Annotated in this window: 17 protein-coding genes; 7 read left to right on the forward strand and 10 right to left on the reverse strand. The window is 41.4% G+C overall.

The window, feature by feature from the left end:
* Positions 1 to 9: 9 nt before the first annotated feature.
* The 3 genes from CUN85_RS11945 to CUN85_RS11955 form a co-directional block, all read right to left on the reverse strand.
* On the reverse strand, positions 10 to 2616 hold the full coding sequence (locus CUN85_RS11945; protein ID WP_135390546.1) for a DUF3987 domain-containing protein: 2607 nt from the start codon (positions 2614 to 2616) through the stop codon (positions 10 to 12).
* A 191-nt stretch (positions 2617 to 2807) separates the two neighbouring features.
* Entirely contained in the window at positions 2808 to 3173 is a 366-nt protein-coding gene (locus CUN85_RS11950; protein WP_135390547.1) for a hypothetical protein, read from the reverse strand.
* Positions 3166 to 3351: a hypothetical protein gene (locus CUN85_RS11955; protein ID WP_135390548.1), complete on the reverse strand. Its 186-nt coding sequence runs from the start codon at positions 3349 to 3351 to the stop codon at positions 3166 to 3168. Before CUN85_RS11955 ends, CUN85_RS11950 begins: the two co-directional genes overlap by 8 nt.
* 240 nt (positions 3352 to 3591) lie before the next feature.
* Here CUN85_RS11955 and CUN85_RS11960 point away from each other — a divergent pair, with 240 nt between their 5' ends.
* Positions 3592 to 4299: a hypothetical protein gene (locus tag CUN85_RS11960; RefSeq protein WP_135390549.1), complete on the forward strand. Its 708-nt coding sequence runs from the start codon at positions 3592 to 3594 to the stop codon at positions 4297 to 4299.
* A gap of 66 nt (positions 4300 to 4365) precedes the next feature.
* Here CUN85_RS11960 and CUN85_RS11965 read toward each other — a convergent pair whose 3' ends face one another.
* The 4 genes from CUN85_RS11965 to CUN85_RS11970 form a co-directional block, all read right to left on the reverse strand.
* The gene (locus tag CUN85_RS11965) at positions 4366 to 5532 is read right to left on the reverse strand and encodes a tyrosine-type recombinase/integrase (RefSeq protein ID WP_135390550.1); all 1167 of its coding nucleotides are present in this window, start codon (positions 5530 to 5532) and stop codon (positions 4366 to 4368) included.
* Positions 5533 to 5706: 174 nt separating this feature from the next.
* Positions 5707 to 5853, reverse strand: coding sequence for a hypothetical protein (locus tag CUN85_RS13085; protein ID WP_167848878.1), 147 nt, complete (start codon positions 5851 to 5853; stop codon positions 5707 to 5709).
* Between the two features lie 1007 nt (positions 5854 to 6860).
* On the reverse strand, positions 6861 to 7019 hold the full coding sequence (locus CUN85_RS13090) for a hypothetical protein (RefSeq protein WP_167848879.1): 159 nt from the start codon (positions 7017 to 7019) through the stop codon (positions 6861 to 6863).
* Between the two features lie 379 nt (positions 7020 to 7398).
* Positions 7399 to 8043 (reverse strand): hypothetical protein, encoded by a 645-nt coding sequence (locus CUN85_RS11970; protein ID WP_235856325.1) that lies wholly within the window; start codon positions 8041 to 8043, stop codon positions 7399 to 7401.
* A gap of 207 nt (positions 8044 to 8250) precedes the next feature.
* On the opposite strand from CUN85_RS11970, the gene cofG reads away from it, so the two are divergent.
* The 6 genes from cofG to CUN85_RS12000 all read left to right on the forward strand — a co-directional run bounded on the left by cofG (position 8251) and on the right by CUN85_RS12000 (position 13641).
* Positions 8251 to 9237 (forward strand): 7,8-didemethyl-8-hydroxy-5-deazariboflavin synthase CofG, encoded by a 987-nt coding sequence (gene cofG / locus CUN85_RS11975; RefSeq protein ID WP_135390569.1) that lies wholly within the window; start codon positions 8251 to 8253, stop codon positions 9235 to 9237.
* Positions 9238 to 9298: 61 nt separating this feature from the next.
* Positions 9299 to 10420, forward strand: a complete 1122-nt coding sequence (cofH, locus tag CUN85_RS11980; RefSeq protein WP_135390551.1) for a 5-amino-6-(D-ribitylamino)uracil--L-tyrosine 4-hydroxyphenyl transferase CofH — start codon at positions 9299 to 9301, stop codon at positions 10418 to 10420.
* 12 nt (positions 10421 to 10432) lie between these two features.
* The gene (cofH, locus tag CUN85_RS11985) at positions 10433 to 11503 is read left to right on the forward strand and encodes a 5-amino-6-(D-ribitylamino)uracil--L-tyrosine 4-hydroxyphenyl transferase CofH (RefSeq protein ID WP_135390552.1); all 1071 of its coding nucleotides are present in this window, start codon (positions 10433 to 10435) and stop codon (positions 11501 to 11503) included.
* Entirely contained in the window at positions 11500 to 12132 is a 633-nt protein-coding gene (cofC, locus tag CUN85_RS11990; RefSeq protein ID WP_135390553.1) for a 2-phospho-L-lactate guanylyltransferase, read from the forward strand. Before cofH (CUN85_RS11985) ends, cofC begins: the two co-directional genes overlap by 4 nt.
* Positions 12133 to 12256: 124 nt before the next feature.
* Entirely contained in the window at positions 12257 to 12430 is a 174-nt protein-coding gene (locus tag CUN85_RS11995) for a 4Fe-4S binding protein (RefSeq protein ID WP_135390554.1), read from the forward strand.
* Entirely contained in the window at positions 12427 to 13641 is a 1215-nt protein-coding gene (locus tag CUN85_RS12000; protein WP_135390555.1) for a geranylgeranyl reductase family protein, read from the forward strand. Before CUN85_RS11995 ends, CUN85_RS12000 begins: the two co-directional genes overlap by 4 nt.
* Before the next feature lie 60 nt (positions 13642 to 13701).
* On the opposite strand, the gene CUN85_RS12005 is transcribed toward CUN85_RS12000, so the two are convergent.
* From CUN85_RS12005 to dnaJ, 3 genes are all read right to left on the reverse strand, one after another.
* Entirely contained in the window at positions 13702 to 15135 is a 1434-nt protein-coding gene (locus CUN85_RS12005; protein WP_135390556.1) for a TrkH family potassium uptake protein, read from the reverse strand.
* A 24-nt stretch (positions 15136 to 15159) separates the two neighbouring features.
* Entirely contained in the window at positions 15160 to 16494 is a 1335-nt protein-coding gene (trkA, locus tag CUN85_RS12010; protein ID WP_135390557.1) for a Trk system potassium transporter TrkA, read from the reverse strand.
* Between the two features lie 131 nt (positions 16495 to 16625).
* Positions 16626 to 17798, reverse strand: coding sequence for a molecular chaperone DnaJ (gene dnaJ / locus CUN85_RS12015; RefSeq protein WP_135390558.1), 1173 nt, complete (start codon positions 17796 to 17798; stop codon positions 16626 to 16628).
* Between the last annotated feature and the right edge of the window lie 24 nt (positions 17799 to 17822).

Raw genomic sequence — 17822 nt, forward strand, 5'->3', positions numbered from 1 at the left:
GTTTATCAGTCATGAAGAGTTTACCTCATCAACATGATCTATTGAAAAAGCTGTAGAAGCTATTTTTGCGTATTTACTTACAAAAAATAGAACTCGTTGTAAATCGTTACCTTTGTGTTTTTGGCAACATTTCTCAGCAACTACCACATAATTCTGACTATTGATATGTTTATTAGATTTACACTCCCAATTTTTACAGAATCTATATATTTGCTCTTGAGTAAGCTTCGTTTCTATAGACTCGCAATTGACTTTTTTTGTGGGGGCTGCAAATGAAGAGTTTTTACATCCACAAGTGTTTTTAAACAGATTATCTTCACTTTCAACGTCATTATCACATCTATGGATGTATCTATAAAGAGTTACGGGTTTTTTGGAGTTTTTATCATCAATAATAATCTCAAGCTGTTCTCTTTCTGAAAGAGTTCTTAGTGCTTCATCAAGATCACGTGATGAGAGTTTTGTAGCTCTTAACAGTTTTGACCTTGTTATTTCCTTCTTCTTTTTTAATACATTGAGAGTAACAGAAATATAATTCTGTAAATTATTAAGTTCAATAAGTTCTTTAACCTCTCTAAAATACTTCATATACATGTTGTCAATAAGAAATATTGCACATTGGATACTTTCTATACTAATACTAAGTGAATTTAATATACTTATATCATTTATTTCACTTAATGAATCAAGTGTATTTGCATATTGTTTACCCAGTTCGAACAGAATTGCCAGTTTCAAAGCAACAATATTATATCTTCCAAAAGCTGCAGCTTCTACTTCATCCTGTGCTTTCTGGATTTGTTGTGTTTTGAACTCTGACCAGTCGTTCCAATATTCAAGTGCATCACTCTCTATACCAACATCTAAACAACCAACATTTAATGCCTTATCCATATAACGTAAAAAATCACATAGTTTATTGCGAAGATGGACTTGTTCTTCCGACATCAAATTCATTCTGCGGCTCTCACGAGAGTAAGTAGGATTTACAAATAAATGACGAGGTAACCAACCACTTGAAAAGTCAACTCGCGAATTTACCACTTCACTTAAAGCTGCTATAGTTGTGTTAACATTGATTGGAAGATAAACATCTTCAAGATAAAAATGTTCACGCCTTAGAGCTCTGTCATACTTGATAGGACAATCATAGCATAAACATAAAAATTCTTTCAAGCTTTGATTATATGATTTTGTCATCCCAGCAACAAATGAACTATATTCATCCCTCCAGAATCCTTTACTAGAGTTTTCTTTTCCTTTCTCATTAATTTTTTCAACTTTTTTAGATCCATTTTTGGTTTGCTTTTCGTAAACTGTTTTTGTTGCCATTTGGGAAACAAGAGCTTCAGGTGTGAAATCACCAGGTAACAGGATGCCAAAATCGTTACTTTCTAGCAAATCAAGTGCAAGTGCAAACACCGTACTTTTCCTGCTTACAGTTGACAATCCAATATTTATGCTCCATATATTTGGATAAACTGGACCTACTGCAAGATTTAGCCTAAGACGTCTCTTTACTATAGTTGAAAGAATCATCACAGCATTTTGAAATGCATACTCTGGATAAGCGTCTGTAGCTAAATCAACATAATCTATAAAATCAATAATAAAATTATGCTCTCCAATACATTCTTTCAAAAGTTCAATGTCAATAGGTAATATGTTATCCTCTACAGAATTTTCTACTGATTCTGGTTCATTAGAGATGTTAGGCATTCTACAATCATAATCTTTTTCAATACTGAACTGCGATAATATAGGATGTTTCTTTATTGTGTCAGTTGTTGCAGTAGCTTCAGGGTTTATTTTATCGATTTGATATGATGATTTCTGAGAATCATACTCTTCCAAGTGTATTAACATGCAAAGAATCATGAGTTCTTTCTCAGTAGCACCATTACGTTTGAGTTCAGCAAATAGATGCAGTTCCAACTCACGACCGGTTGATCCATGGAAGACAGACATATCTCTATAATGTGGGTTGCTTTTTGTATTGTCAACAAAATGTGCTTGGAAAAAACGTTGAAAAGCTGGCCTGCAAAAATGCAACTTGGAAATAAGTGATTCCCAATCCTTGCAAATTTCCTCTATACGATTAACCATACTACTTGGAATTTCTGGTTTGTCAGCAGGATCTTTATTAAATTGATATCTTTGTCCAGATTTATGTATTGATGGAGATAATACTACATTGCATCCATCATTCAATAATTCAAAACCAAGTGCATGGTATTTCTTTGATTCGAGTTTAGGAGTATATTTAAAGAATAAATGATCCCTAGAGTTTATTCTTTTCTGGATAACAAATAGACTAGTTTCAATGCCTTCTGTAATATATTCCCAAATTCCTTTTACAATGAAATCGCGGTCTATAACTGTTGTATTAGAATCTTTACCACAAACGTTTCCAATATTACATTTATTATTCATGAAGTGCTTTTCATATTGTCGGTCTGTCAAGATGCCTATATGGTTCCAGTTCTCTACAAGAGGTCTTTTTCCAGGGCTTGCTCTTTTATCGTCGGGTTTGGATAATGGATGTGGTCGCATCCCTATTTCATGGTAATATTTGCTTGCATCATAAAGAGACATATCATTAAGAGGTACGGTCATTAAATTAACCCCCTCTGTCGCTTTACTTCTTCCAGAGTCGTTTCTCCTCTTTCAATAGACGACTTAATCTCCAAAAAGCGTGTTTTTGCCCTTTGTTCAATTAAAGCCATGGTCTGTAAAGCCTTCGGCATATGAGTGAACAAATCTTTATCGTGGGATACACCCTCTTTTTTTGTGTTATACTTCATTGCTCACACTTCCCCACTTAGGTATGAATCTCCAATTTTATTTTTCAGATGAAGAGCTTTTAGGCGTTTTTTACCTTCTTCAGTGATTTTTGACCTTTTCTGTTCAGACATCTCATCCCAACTTTTTCTACCTGCGTACTCGCTAGTAGTTAGGCCGCCACGTGGAAGAATATCCGAAAATTGTTTCCCGATCCTTGAACGATAAGGTTTTGCGAGAGTACATTTTTTTTCGTAGTCACGCTTATCGACATAGCCATAAGGATAGCAAGGATCAAGGGGACAATTGTTCACTGAACAACTCTTGTATCTTGGACACTTTAAAAAAGGTAACTTTTTGTCAGAAGATACTTTTATATCTTTTTCACTCATACGTGTCATTGCTCATCACCTTCTTTTTAGTTGGCTGTGAGTGCATATTGTAGCCGGGATTATCTTGGCGGAGATCACCGGCTACAATCCTTAACGTATTCTCGTTATCCATTTCTATGCTGACATTTTTTATATTGACGCCCATGGTTTGAATCCAAGGCATTGGAAGTGAAACCATATAGCTTCCACCCTGTTTGTGGATTTTTCTTTGCCCAAAGTATAACATATAATTCCTCTTTTCTTGTTGCGTTATGATTTTTCCATAAGTACAAATTAGAATTAGTATGAATACTTAATATATTTTTTTAGTTGGTGATTTTCTAGTAGACGCCGATAATTAAAGACTTAAAAGTGTTTGTTGACAATTAATCGGATTACAAGCGATTTATTAAAATATAAGTTAGACAGAAATGTTAACATGAAGCAAAAGATATCTGTGTCTGCAAAAATATTACTAGCCTTATTAAACTCTAGTGCGACTACAAGAACTTTAACTGAAAAACTAGGCTACAAAAAAGAGAAAGAAATACTGTACAAGAATATAAGTAAGAACTTAAAAAGACTGGAAGCAAAAGAATATATTCGTGGGGAAGAAATCAAACTTAGTTCTCCTGGACGGCGGCCTACAAAATACAGTATTATATACAACATACCAATTTTAGAAAAAATGCTAGATGAATATCCTTCTTTACTTCCTGTAATGCAAATAAACGACAATGCTTTACATCTCTTGATAGAAAAGCATCGTTCTTTACTTACAAGTACAAAAGAAAACCACGCATACCCTGAATATTATTTAGAAGAAGAATTCAAGACTCAGCTAAAGAAATCATCAACTTTCTTTAATCTTTGTTTAAGAACAAAAACTGAAGATTTAATAGAAAGAGTTACTTATTTATTAAGTATATCTCCTGATGTAAAGCAAGAAAAACAAAGGGTAACCGAAAAGGGAGTGATAGCGTTTGGCTCTAGTTTACCTGTGAATGATTTTATTTTTGATATCCTCTACAAGTCTTGTCTAACTATGGATTTCTTGAATGGGACTGTTAAAATCCAAAACCTTCGTCAAGTTACAAGCTTTGGAGAGAAGATAATTTACAACCAACTTATAAAGGTAGAGAAGTAGTATTACCATTAAGACTATGGATAAAAAAAGCTAAATTTTTTTTATATACTCATTTTATACTAAAGATTATCTCATTTTGCTTAACATTTCGTTTACTCTAGCTTCAACAAGTTCATTTATCTTTGACTCCAGCAAAGCGTTCAAATTTTCATCTAGCGGTTTGGCTTGCTCTTCCAATTCTACTGCAGTCTTTAGATTTAGGACAGCGCCACACCTGAAACAGAACATGTTGTTTGGGGTGTTAATTATCTTACACCTTGGACATGTTGTAGTCTTTTGTTTTTCCTCTTCCTCTTGGATTTCAATTCCATTTGCCTTCAATACGGCTTGATCAACATCTCTTCCTGATAGATGTACATAGACGCTTGGCATATCTGAACCCTGCACCCAGCCAAAATATTCATTCATTTGTGCCTCGGTTAGATGGTTCGCCATGAAAGTTGCCCTCGAGTGCCTGAATAGGTGAGGGGTTATTTTCTTGTTAATTCCAGCCCTTTTAGTTGTTCTTTTTATTTGCATTGTTATGGCTTCATATCGAAGGGTTTCTATTGAGTTCTGACGCTGGCTGAAATTGAACCACAAAGGTGCATTCGGATCATTAGCAGATGGATGCTCTTCCAGCCAATTCATAAGGTATCCCACACTCCAGACTGCACGTACTCTTCGTGGGCCAGTTTTCCCATCTACTACAACTATTGCACCGTGTTCATCGAATTTTATGTGCTTTATCTTGAGTGAGCCAATTTCGCCAATCCTTGCGCCAATATCCCACAGTAAAGCAATGATAGCCTTATCTCTGGAATTTGTTGCCTCGTTGATCAGTTTCAGGATATCATCTTCAGTTAGCAGGTCATCAGGCAACTTCTTACATTTACGTCTCATAGTAGTTTTAATGAACTTGGTAGCCGGATGTTCTTCACCCCCATACATCCACTTAAAGAATTTTTTTAATGCGACTTTATAGTCATGCTTTGTCCATTCGCTTTTACCGGAACGTTCAATTTCGGAAACCAATTTTTTTAGTTCCTTTTCAGTAACTTCAGTAAAATCACAATCTATAGATTGCGCTATCTGTTTCAGAGAGGAAAGATACTTTAAAGCCCGGTGATCGGTTAACCCTTCTGTATAGCAACAGTCTACAAAATCCCTTATCATCCTTTTGTTAGCATCAGAAGTTTGGATCTCATCAATGCTAGCAATCCTCTTTTGAACATTCAGTTTGTAGATTGCCATGATATCATCTCATTAGATAATATGCTTTCATTTCATATAAAGGCTTTGAACATATTGTTAAAACCCCGCCCGAGGCTTCTAATTTCTAAATCTTAAGCCGACAGGCAAATAATACTTTCACTTTGCAAGAATAGGACTTTTTATAAATAATAACAAATTGTGAAAGTGTGGGATTTACAGCCACGAAAAGAAACTTGAGAAAAAGCGCTCTGATATCTCTATGGCCTTGATGGAGCTTGTGGAAAAGAATCCGGAGGTTGCTGAGATATTGGGGAAGGTGATGGAGTGATCCGGCCTGGTAGGACGGGCGCCAGGTTTCACCAGGCGGTATTAATTGCAAGTATCACATGAAATTTTAACGCCGTTAAAACATTGCTTACAAACAAAACTTAGTAGCAACCCGTATATTAAAATGCGTTCTGGTTATATGCAAATAAAACATATTATGTATTGTGAGCAGGGGTCGCTCACAAGCTATTGGGAGTGGAGTTAAAGAGAGATATTGGGGAATATCTCGGATTCGTAAGGAAAGAGACGCCTTAAAGCGTGGTGGTTTATCAGGCGTCTCATCCTGCCTTCTCAGCCATGCGGGTTGAGTGAGTGGGGGTTGAAGGGATGTGGGGACATCCCGGATTCGTAAGGAAAGAGGCACCATAAGCGTGGTGGTTTATTGGGTGCCTCATCCTACCTTCTGATTATGGCGAAAATGTTCATTCTAGTATAAAAGCCGTTCCCACTAATGATTATACTTACCTGTCGAGGGTATTTTCACGCATTTAAGCATCCATATTTACCTATATGGCTTTTAAAATAGATTTTGAGACTCTGATCATTACAATACAATGGATATTTGTTTTGCCATACCAACCCGGATTCCACATATTTTCTAGATTTAAAACAAGTGCATCAACAGGGATTAGGACCGGGTTTAGGGCTGGAAGGCCCATTCATAACCACTAGACTATCGGCGCAATAGTAAGATACTAATTTTGTACCCTTTTTACATTATTTTCAGCCCTAAAAATATAAATAATCAATAAACAAAGCTTCTAAAATATTGTTTGAATAAAACAATTTTCAACTTGAATGTAACGGGAAAAATGACACCGAACCGTAAAGCAGCGTAAATGCCTGCCAGACGGGATTTTTGATAAAAAAAGGGATCTGTAACAGAATCCCGATGTTTTTGCGATCTGCCGGAATGCGATAAGATCAAAAACAGACTTCCCGGTCACTTTAAAAGCTTAATCAAAATGCTTCCTTGTACCGGGTTCACGTTGGTTGTCGTCGATGACTGGTTGCTTGTTATGGGCACAGTCGTGGGCTGTTTATACTGATGTGTTGAGAACATTTGACATCTTTGATATCAGTCCGTTGATCTTTTGCTGATCGGAAGTCTTTATCTTTTTTTCCGGGTTTAATAAATGACTGTACTTATCAATAATTTCCAGACCTTCTTCACACCGGGCGCATGTTGTTTTCTTCATCCGAGTCCTCTTAATTCATTTTTATGAACTCGAAAATGCAATTATGATTTATATTGCTTTACTATGCAAGGTGAAAGTATTATTTTTAAGTTATTAATGTATCCAGGAATAGAATCGCATTTCCCCAAGCTCATTTTGCTGTATGAAAGTAAAGATGTTAAAAGTTTTGCTAGTAATTTTAAATATTTTCAAATTTTTCTGTTGTTAAAGTAATACAAAACTTGCTTTCTGCTTTTGCTCCTGTTTTTGAAAGGGCTGCAAGAGAGATTAAACACATTAACCAAGAACAGCTTTTCAATATGAACTGTGTAATATGTGATGACATAAACAAACGATACTTTTCGTGCTCATCCCAGTCCTGATCTGCAAAATACGAATATCAATAATGTTCCCAATACACATGCGCACTTTTAACTACTCCGACACTTTTAAAAAATCCTCTTAAACGCTGGTTATCCTTTCTGTGCTCATAGAACTCATAATCGGGAGTATCGGTATAATACACGGAGACGATCCCATACTCTTTATCCTCTTCTATGTAGGCGACCTTATCATAGCTGTCCAGTTCTCCGAGTTGGACCTGTGGACCTGTACAATCAATGAAGGTCAGACCTTTATCGGTTGTCTGAAATGCATTTATGGCATGCCCTTTTCGAAGATCGTGAAAATCAACGGAAACATATGCGGCGCGAAATCCTGCTTTTTCGGCATTATTATGCAGTCTTTCTGCAAAATCCACACAGTCAAAGATATTACTCCGATACAGGATCCTGTCAGTGTCATCTTCTTTCAGGAAGATCATAAGCTCATCCCATGTGGGGTCACGCGCCGATTCGTTATCTGTAAGTTTGACGGGTTCTCCGGACGCCTTATATGAGAGTATTTTGGGCTTTATGCTGATCGAGTAGTTATCATCGTACTCAAAGGCGAATACGAAATTACTATATAAAAATGTGATAACTAATATCAGAAAAACGCCGATTATTCTGCGATATGGAAAATTACGTTTTTTAAACCTCTGCATTTGTTTTTCCTATTGCATTCCAATGTATGTCCGCATATATATATCTTGCAATAGCTATTATTTTCAAAAGCTGCACGATAGATCATTTTCAGGCAGTATGAATCGTGTGATGTGCATATAAGGGATGAACACATGTCCGGGCTGCATTCATATATATTGACCTTCAATTAAACTTATGTATTTGTTATTGTATCTATGGAAGTAACGATGCCCGAATTTGTCACATTTTGCCGCAACGTGTTTGTACCCGTGACCAATGTTTGCAGGAACAACTGCGGATATTGTACTTTCAGACGTAGTCCTGATGACCCGGAAGCAAAGTTGATGACCCCGGAAGAAATTCTGCCAATACTTGAAGATGGCAAGAGTGCAGGGTGCACTGAGGTCCTGTACACTCTCGGGGAGTACGGTGAAGAACTGCCGCAATACAAACAATGGCTTTCAGATATGGGCTATACTTCCACGGTTGAATATCTGGAGGAACTTTGCAGGAGTGCGATAGATGTTGGACTTCTTCCGCATACAAATGCAGGTGTGCTGAACTACACCGAACTTGAGACCTTAAAGCCGTTGAATGCAAGTATGGGACTGATGCTTGAGACCACTGCTGATCTGGATGCACATGTTTCCAGCCCGGGCAAGGAACCTTCCGGCAGGATAAAGACGATCAGATATGCAGGCGAATTAAAAATACCCTTTACAACAGGATTGCTTGTCGGTATCGGAGAAACACTGGATGACCGGATAAATTCACTGCAATTGATAGCTGAACTGCACGAAGGATACGGACACATACAGGAAGTCATAATCCAGAACTTCGCACCCAAACCCGGTACGCCCATGGCCGACTGTCCTCCGCCGACAGATGAGGAAATGATGCAGACCGTGTTGATAGCCAGGGAAATACTTCCCGCAGACATAACAATACAGGTTGCGCCAAATCTATTGGACCCATACATTCTCATACAGTGTGGTGTCACTGATCTTGGTGGCATATCTCCTGTGACCGTAGACTGGATCAATCCCGAAGCTCAGTGGCCGAGTATTGAAAAGCTCAAACAGATGGTACGGGACATACCGCTCAAAGAGAGATTGCCGATATACCCCGAATATGTGAAAAATGGCTGGTATAGCGACCGGATAAAAGACCTTGTCATATCATTTTCCGATGAAGATGGTTACAGAAAGGTTTGAATTGATATAGTTTGTAATGGTAAACAGTTTTTACCCTACATATTATCCACTGGAGAAAGAAATGAAGTTTACTATCAGTGATGACATTATAGAAAATGCACTTGCGGGAGAGACTACAAAAGAGGATGCTCTTTCCCTGTTGCAGGTTCACCCATTTGAGCTTTTTCAGCTCGCCGACAGGTTGCGATCAGAGTCTGTGGGTGATTTTGTGACGTATATCATCAACCGTAATATCAATTTCACAAACAAGTGTATAGGTAATTGCGGTTTCTGTGCTTTCAAGCATAACTCCGACGGCTACATTCTCAGCACCGAGCAGATACTCAGGAAGGTGAGCGAAGCTAACAGGCTCGGTGCAACTGAAGTATGTATCCAGGGTGGCCTGCTTCCTGACATTGGCCTGGATTTCTATGTGAACATCATCGAATCCATAAAAGAGGAGTTTCCCCATATAAGCACCCATGCTTTCTCACCCATGGAAGTGTACCATGCAGCAAGACAGAGTGAAACTTCGGTGGATGATGCACTGATACAACTTAAAAAAGCAGGTCTTGGATCCATGCCCGGAACTGCTGCGGAAATACTTTCTGACAGGGTGAGGGAAGTGATATGCCCCAGCAAACTCAAAACAAATGAGTGGGTAGATGTTGTCACAAAAGCCCACAGGACAGGAATACCCACTACAGCGACCATGATGTACGGACATATCGAAACCGTAGAGGAAAGGATTGATCATATCATGCTTATCAGGAGTATACAAAAGATCACAGGTGGTTTCACGGAGTTCGTACCTTTACCTTTTATGCCCTATAACAATCGCGTTGGAGAAGAAATGCTAAAGTCCGGGAAATATATCACACCGGGCATGGAGGACCTGAGGATATATGCCCTGGCCAGGATAATCCTCAACACTCACGTTAATAATATCCAGTCAAGCTGGGTGAAACTCGGTAAGAAGCTCTCTCAGGTGGCTCTGTACTGTGGTGCCAATGACCTAGGCGGAACACTTATGGAAGAAAAGATATCCAGGTCTGCAGGTGCAACCAACGGGGAGTTCATGTCTGCTCAGGAGCTTGAATGGTTCATACGCTCCTCAGGAAGGCAGCCAAAACAGAGGAACACAGTCTACAGTAAATTTTTCGATGCCGCAGAGCCAGGAAAAGCAAACATAAAAATTGCGTAAGGAGTACATATATTGCTTTCGGATGAGATTATTGAAAATGCACGATGCGGGAATATCGGATCCGAAGATGCCCTTCGGTTGCTGGATGCCCATCCTTTCGAGCTGTTCGATCTTGCGAATGATATACGTCTGGATGCTGTAGGCGATACAGTCAGTTATGTCATCAACAGAAACATCTACCTTACAAACCAGTGCATCGGGAACTGCGGATTCTGTGCCTTCAAACAAAAAGAAGGGTATGTACTCACAAAAGACCAAGTGCTTGAAGAAGTGAGACTGGCTGATGATGCAGGTGCAGTAGAAGTCTGTGTCCAGGGGGGCTACACTCCAAAACTCACTATCGACCATTACACGGATATCTTTGAGGCAATAAAAGTGGAATATCCTGAAATGAATATCCATGGTCTTTCACCCATGGAAGTATTCTATTGTGCAGGCCAAGCGGGGATGTCAGTTGAAGAAGCTCTTATAAGGTTGAAAGAAAGCGGGCTTGGCACTCTTACAGGTACCTCTGCAGAGATACTGGTGGACAGAGTGCGTGAGATCATCTGTCCCGATAAGCTCAGTACCCAGGAATGGACGGATACAATCATCACTGCACACGATATCGGCCTGCGTACCAATTCAACTATAATGTATGGGCATGTGGAAACTGTCAGTGAGAGACTTAAGCACATCTTCAGGGTACAGGAGATACAGGAGCAGACCGGAGGATTTACCGAGTTCATCCCTATGCCCTTTATGCCATACAACAACCGCATCGGTGAGAACATGATGCTTGAAGGCCGCTATATGACAGGCGGTATCGAAGACCTGCAGCTTTTTGCCCTTTCCAGGATCATACTGCATAAGCATATTGATAATATACAGGCACCCTGGGTAAAGCTGGGAATAAAACTTGCACAAACGGCTCTTTATTGTGGTGCGAACGACCTGGGAGGAACGCTCATGGAAGATCACATAACCACTGCTTCCGGAGGCAGCAACGGTGAATACACATCTGCAGGTGAGCTGGAGTGGATGATCAGGGAGAGTGGAAGGACGCCCATGAAAAGGAATGCACTTTATGAGGAATGCATATGAGAGCAATGATCCCCTATAAAAAACAACATGCAAAGTCAAGGCTTTCTCCTGCTCTGTCACTCGAAGAGAGGGAACATTTCGTTGAACTTATGCTAAGGGACGTTGTCGGAAGCCTTCAGGTTGCGGGAGTGAGTGATATCGATGTGCTCACAACTCCGAAGAATGGTGTTCCGAGTGACCTTGATGTTAACATACTGTTCAGTGAACATGAACTTAATAATGCCATTAACGGATATCTGGACACAGTCAGTGAGCCGGTCCTGATCATCATGGCGGATATGCCCCTTGTGACTCCCGGACACATAAAGGAAATGAAATCTATCGAAAAGGACCTGATCATCGTTCCCGGGAAAGGCGGAGGTACGAATGTCCTTTTTATCAGGAATCCTGACAGTTTCTATGTAAAATATTATGACTCCAGTTTCCTGAATCATTGCAGGATAGCGGAAGAGATGGGACAATCAGTTCATGTTTACGACTCTTTCCTGCTTAGTACTGATATTGACGAACCTCACGACCTTGTGGAGATCATGCTTCATGGTCATGGTTTGTCAAAGTCTTATATTGACAGTAAGTTCGGTATGAAGGATAACGGTAAGTCACGGGTCAAATTAAGTTTGTGCCAGTAATGCAAATATATTTATCGCTTACGGCATACAGGATAACCTTGTGTGATCCACCGTTTTGAACGGGAAGGATATATCTTCTTAAAAAGCTTTTAGAAAAAGTTATGTTTAATACAGGTGATAATTGATGGCCATTAAAGTGAACAAGTTCAAATGCGGATACTGCGGTGCATGTGTGGGTGTGTGCCCTGCCGGTGCGCTTGAATTGGTCGAAACTTGGATCGAAGTGGATGATAGTTGTACGAGTTGCGGGATCTGCGCTAAAGTCTGTCCCTTAGGGGCTATAGAGGTGAGTAAATGAAAGACTATTACGATATAGTGGTGGTCGGTGCAGGCCCTGCTGGCTCTGTTGCTGCAAAATCAGCAGCAAAGAAAGGCCTTAGTGTTCTTTTGATCGAGAAGCGACAGGAGATCGGAGACCCTGTAAGGTGTGCCGAAGGAGTAAGCAAGGTCTGGCTGAGGAAGCATATAAATCCGGACAGCCGCTGGATATGTGCCGATGTAAAAGGTTCACGCATATTCTCTCCGGACGGAAGTATGATCGAGATGGCAGAGGAAGTTGCGGGCGGAGAGGTAGGTTATGTCCTGGAACGTAAACTGTTTGACAGGGCACTTGCATACGAAAGTGCAGAAGCAGGTGCTGAGATCTTTGTGAAAACAAGGGCCACAGGACTTATCATAGAAGATGACTTCGTCAGGGGCGTTAAGGTCATGCATCAGGGAGAGGAGCATGACATACGATGTAAGATCGTGATAGGTGCCGACGGGATCGAATCAAAAATCGGCAGGTGGGCAGGCATTGATACTTCTCTCAAACCTGCGGATATTGAGACCTGTGCCCAGTTCCTGATGAGCGGTACGGGCATAGATCAGGACTATTGTTACTTCTACCTTGGTAATGAAGTTGCACCTGCAGGTTACATCTGGATCTTCCCAAAGGGAAAGGATCTGGCAAATGTGGGAATAGGTATTCTCGGAAGCAAGTCAGGGGAAAAGACTGTGATTCAGTATCTGGAAGACTTCGTAGCGGATAAGTTCCCGGATGCCCGTATTCTTGAGATCGATGTCGGAGGGGTTCCTGTAAGTGGCAGTATCGAACGGACAACTGCAAACGGACTGATTCTTGTAGGTGACGCTGCAAGGCAATCCGACCCGATCACCGGCGGAGGTATTATCAACGCCATGGAGGCGGGTAAGCTCGCAGGCGAAGTTGCCTACAACGCAATTTCCGTGGGTGATGTTTCTGTGGCAAAATTAAACGAATACGAAAAAAAGTGGCGTTCAACAATTGGAATTGAGATCGACAACAGCCTCATAGTCAAAAATGTCTTTATCAAATTCACAGATAAGGAGCTAAACGGCCTGGCCCATTCACTAAAAGGTTTCAATTTCTCGACCATGAGCCTGATCGACCTTCTATACGCCCTGTTCAAAGCCAACAGGAAACTTCTATGGGACCTGAGAGTACTGTTCAAGAACGTTGTCAAATATGAACTTGACTTTGAGCGCTGAAAGGCAGGACCTTCCTGCCTTCATATTTTTAATTAAGTCTTTTTAACAAACCGGTTCCTGTCACTTTCTCCAGAACTCCGGTGTGAGCATTACGATCACTGTGAAAACCTCTAGCCTTCCTATCCACATATTTGCTATCAGCAATATTTTTCCAAGAGCCGGGACCATAGCAAAATTGGACATCGGACCTACGAGATTAAATCCCGGACCTATGTTACCCAATGTGGCAATTGATGCAGTGATCGAACTTATCAGTTCCATTCCCATCAGAGAGAGTAATGCTGTAGAGACAGCAAAGATCATAATATAGATGACCACAAAGGATACTATTGCCTGCATCACGTCTTCAGGTACTGCTTTGTTATTGAGCTTGATAGTTTTGACAGCTTTTGGATGAATGGATCGGAAAAGAGCGTTTTGTGCATACTTAAAAAGCAAAAGAAGCCTGACAACTTTAATTCCCCCTGCTGTGGAACCGGCACATCCGCCAATGAACATTACCGCAAGCAGAACGATCCTTGATGAATCGGCCCATAAATCGAAATCAGTAGATGCGTAACCTGTAGTTGTAGTTATGGAAACAACCTGGAAAATAGCATACCTGAAAGCAGTTCCAATAGACTGCCCCATATCCTTCCAGAGGGAGAATGTCAAAACAATGGTCGCTATTAGTATTATAGCTGCATAGAACCGGAATTCATTGTCCTTTATAAGGCTCTGATGATCTGTGTATAATGTTCTGTAGTGAAGAGCAAAGTTTGCCCCTGCAATGAACATGAAAACAACTATTATCCCTTCTATCAGGGGGTTGTCAAATCCGGCCACACCTGCCCCGTAGGGTGAGAAACCCCCGGTTGACATTGTCGTGAAGGTATGTGTGACGGCATCATAATAGGACATACCTGCAAGTTTCAATAACACCATCTCTAAAACAGAGATGGCTATATAGACTGTCCAGAGTATCTTTGCGGTTCCTCTGATACGGGGCTTTATCTTGTCTTCTGTAGGCCCGGGGGTTTCTGCACGGAATAACTGTCTTCCTGCAACCCCCAGTTTTGGGAGGATTGCAATAAAGATCATTATAATCCCCATTCCTCCGAGCCATTGGGTCATGCTGCGCCAGAAGAGTATACTTTTTGAATGAGTCTCTATATCCTGCAGAACTGTTGCTCCCGTAGTTGTGAATCCAGACATGGATTCAAAAAGCGCATTCAGAGGATCAATTCCTACGAGTATGAATGGGATAGAGCCGAAAACAGCAGCAGTTAGCCATCCAAAAGCAACTATGGCAAATCCTTCTCTTGCCTTCCAGTCACCCCCGGCTCCGTAATGACGAGAGAGCATAATTCCCAAAAAGCCTGCGACAACAAGTGTAACTGCAAATGGAAGTAAAGGATCTCCATAGTATACTGCAACAAGCAGAGGGATAGCCATTAGAAGTGCCAGGAACTGTAGAAGTTTTCCCAGGACATTGAGAATTATCGCATAATTCATACGCAACATTCCTTCAAAAAATAATTACTTAAACAGTCTTTCTACTTCGGCATTTGCAGACTGCAGGGCAAATACGACTACCCTGTCACCTTCCTCAATAACATAATTCCCGCGTGGGACAACTGTATTTCCCTTATGGACGACCATGCTGATAATGGCACCCGACGGGAATTTGATATTTTTGAGCGGTTTTCCTACGATCTTTGATCTTTTAGAAGCGGTATACTCGATTATCTCTGCCTTTTCACCTTCTATGGTCGTGACAGTTTCTATTCCCTGACCCATTGTCAGCTTCAGAACCTCGTTTACCGTCGCCTGCCTGGGACTTACGGCACTGTCCACACCGACCATCTCAAAAAGGGATACATAGTCCGAACGGTCAGCCCTGGCTATTACCTTCTTCCCCCCAAGCTGCTTGGCTATAAGTGCACAGAGCAGGTTCTTCTCGTCGCTGTTGGTGACTGCAATGACAACATCCATCTCTCCGACACCTTCATCCTTTAGAAGATTGATATCAGTTCCGTCACCATTGAGTACAAGTACATTAGGAAGCTGGTCTGCGATCTGGGATGAGCGCTCCTTATTAGCCTCGATAATCTTGAGGTCGAAGTCACCTTTAGATACAAGCTTTGCAAGATAGAAGCCTACGATGCCCCCCCCGATAATCATGACTTTGCTGCGTCTGCCCACCTTTTCACCAAACATGTCGCGTACATCTGCCATTGCAGCCGGTTTTCCGATAACGACAATATGGTCGTTTTCCTGTATCCTGTCCGTACCGTGGGGGATAATTACCTCTGCATCCCTGAAAAGAGCACTGACAATACAACAGTTAGCCATGTTAAGTTCCTTTAGCTCCTTTCCAACAAGTTTATTGCCACCTGATACGGCAAACTCCATCATCTCGACTTTACCCTCTGCGAAATATTCCGCACCAATTGCATAAGGGATTGACAGTATCTCGGCAACCTCCGAGGCGAGTGTGAGTTCAGGGCATATCATTGTATCTATGCCTATCTGAGTACGTTTTGCAACCGGTTTATCGATATAATCAGGATTACTTACCCTTGCAACTGTATTAAAGCGGCTCTTATTCTTTACAATTAGTTTTGATGCCATACAGGCTACTATATTGACCTCGTCCAATCCGGTAACAGCCACGAGCAGGTCCGTGTCCTCAAGAGCCTGATCAAGTATGGATACATTGGCACCATTGCCCCTAATTACCTGGACATCGAGCTCATCGGCACGTTCACATGCCTCTTCTCTCTGGTCGATGACAACAACATCATTTGCCTGGTGAAGTGCCTTTGCGATATGATAACCGACTTCACCTGCTCCGATGATAACAATTTTCATAGGATCCCTTCTGAATATAAGTATAATTGACAGAACAAACAAGCCATATATCTGGTATTGGTTTTTAAATCTTGCCGTTCTATTTAAAAAAAGAAGAAATAGAGAAGTAATATAATATTCAGGACCAGGTCCTAATCAAAGGCCTCTTTTACTTTGTCGAATATACCCTTGCCACCTTTGGTACTCTTTACCTGATCACCCTCTTTTGAAAGATCCAGTTTGCGAAGCAGCTCTTTTTGCTCTTCAGTAAGTTTTGTGGGTGTCCTTACATTGACCCTGACAAGCTGGTCACCCTGTCCGCGTCCATGAAGATATGGCATCCCTTTACCCTTCAGGCGCAGTATGGAATGTGTCTGGGTCCCGGGTTTTATGTTCATTTTTACTTTGCCGTGCAGTGTGGGGACCATTACGTCAGCACCAAGGGCTGCCTGTGTGAAGTTAATGGGTAACTCATAGAGTATATCGTCACCTGCACGTTCGAATAACTTATGAGGTTCAACATGGATGACTACGTATAAATCTCCGGGAGGAGCACCTGGACTGCCATCCTCTCCTTCACCCCTGATCTTTAAGCGCATTCCGTTATCTGCACCCTTGGGTATCTTTACCGAGATCTTACGTACTTTTTTCTGTTTGCCGGTGCCTCTGCATGCAGTACAGGGATCCTCTATTATCTCTCCCGTGCCATGGCACATATTACATGTCGTTGTTGACATGAAGCGTCCGAAAGGAGTGTTTCGGGCGTGTGTGACCTGTCCGGAACCACGACAGGTAGGGCATGTCTTAGGGTTTGTTCCCGGTTTTGCACCAGTACCGCCACATACCTCACAGCTCTCTGCCCTTGGAACGTTGATGGTTGTTTCCGCTCCCGTAGCAGCCTGTTCCAGCGTGATGTTCAGGTCATATCGCAGGTCGGAACCTCTTACAGGTCCACGGCGCTGTTGTCTGCCACCGCCAAAACCACCGAAGCCACCAAAGCCTCCGAAAGAACCTCCGAAGATCCCCCCCAGTATGTCCTCAAGATCTTCAAAACCCCTGAAATCTGCATTTCTGAAAATGTCTTCCTGAGTGTAGCGACTATCGATACCTGCATGACCAAAGCGATCGTACTGTTCTCTCTTCTCGGGATCGGAGAGGACTGCGTATGCCTCGGACATCTCCTTGAACTTCTCTTCCGCATCCGGCTCTTTGTTCTTGTCCGGATGGTACTTCATTGCAAGTTTCCGGTATTCTTTTTTGATCTCAGCTTCTGTTGCATCTTTCGATACACCGAGTATTTCGTAATAATCGCGTGTCGTGGACATGTATGATTCCTGTGAATTTCCTCT

The organism is Methanolobus halotolerans, from assembly GCF_004745425.1.
Lineage (GTDB): Archaea > Halobacteriota > Methanosarcinia > Methanosarcinales > Methanosarcinaceae > Methanolobus > Methanolobus halotolerans.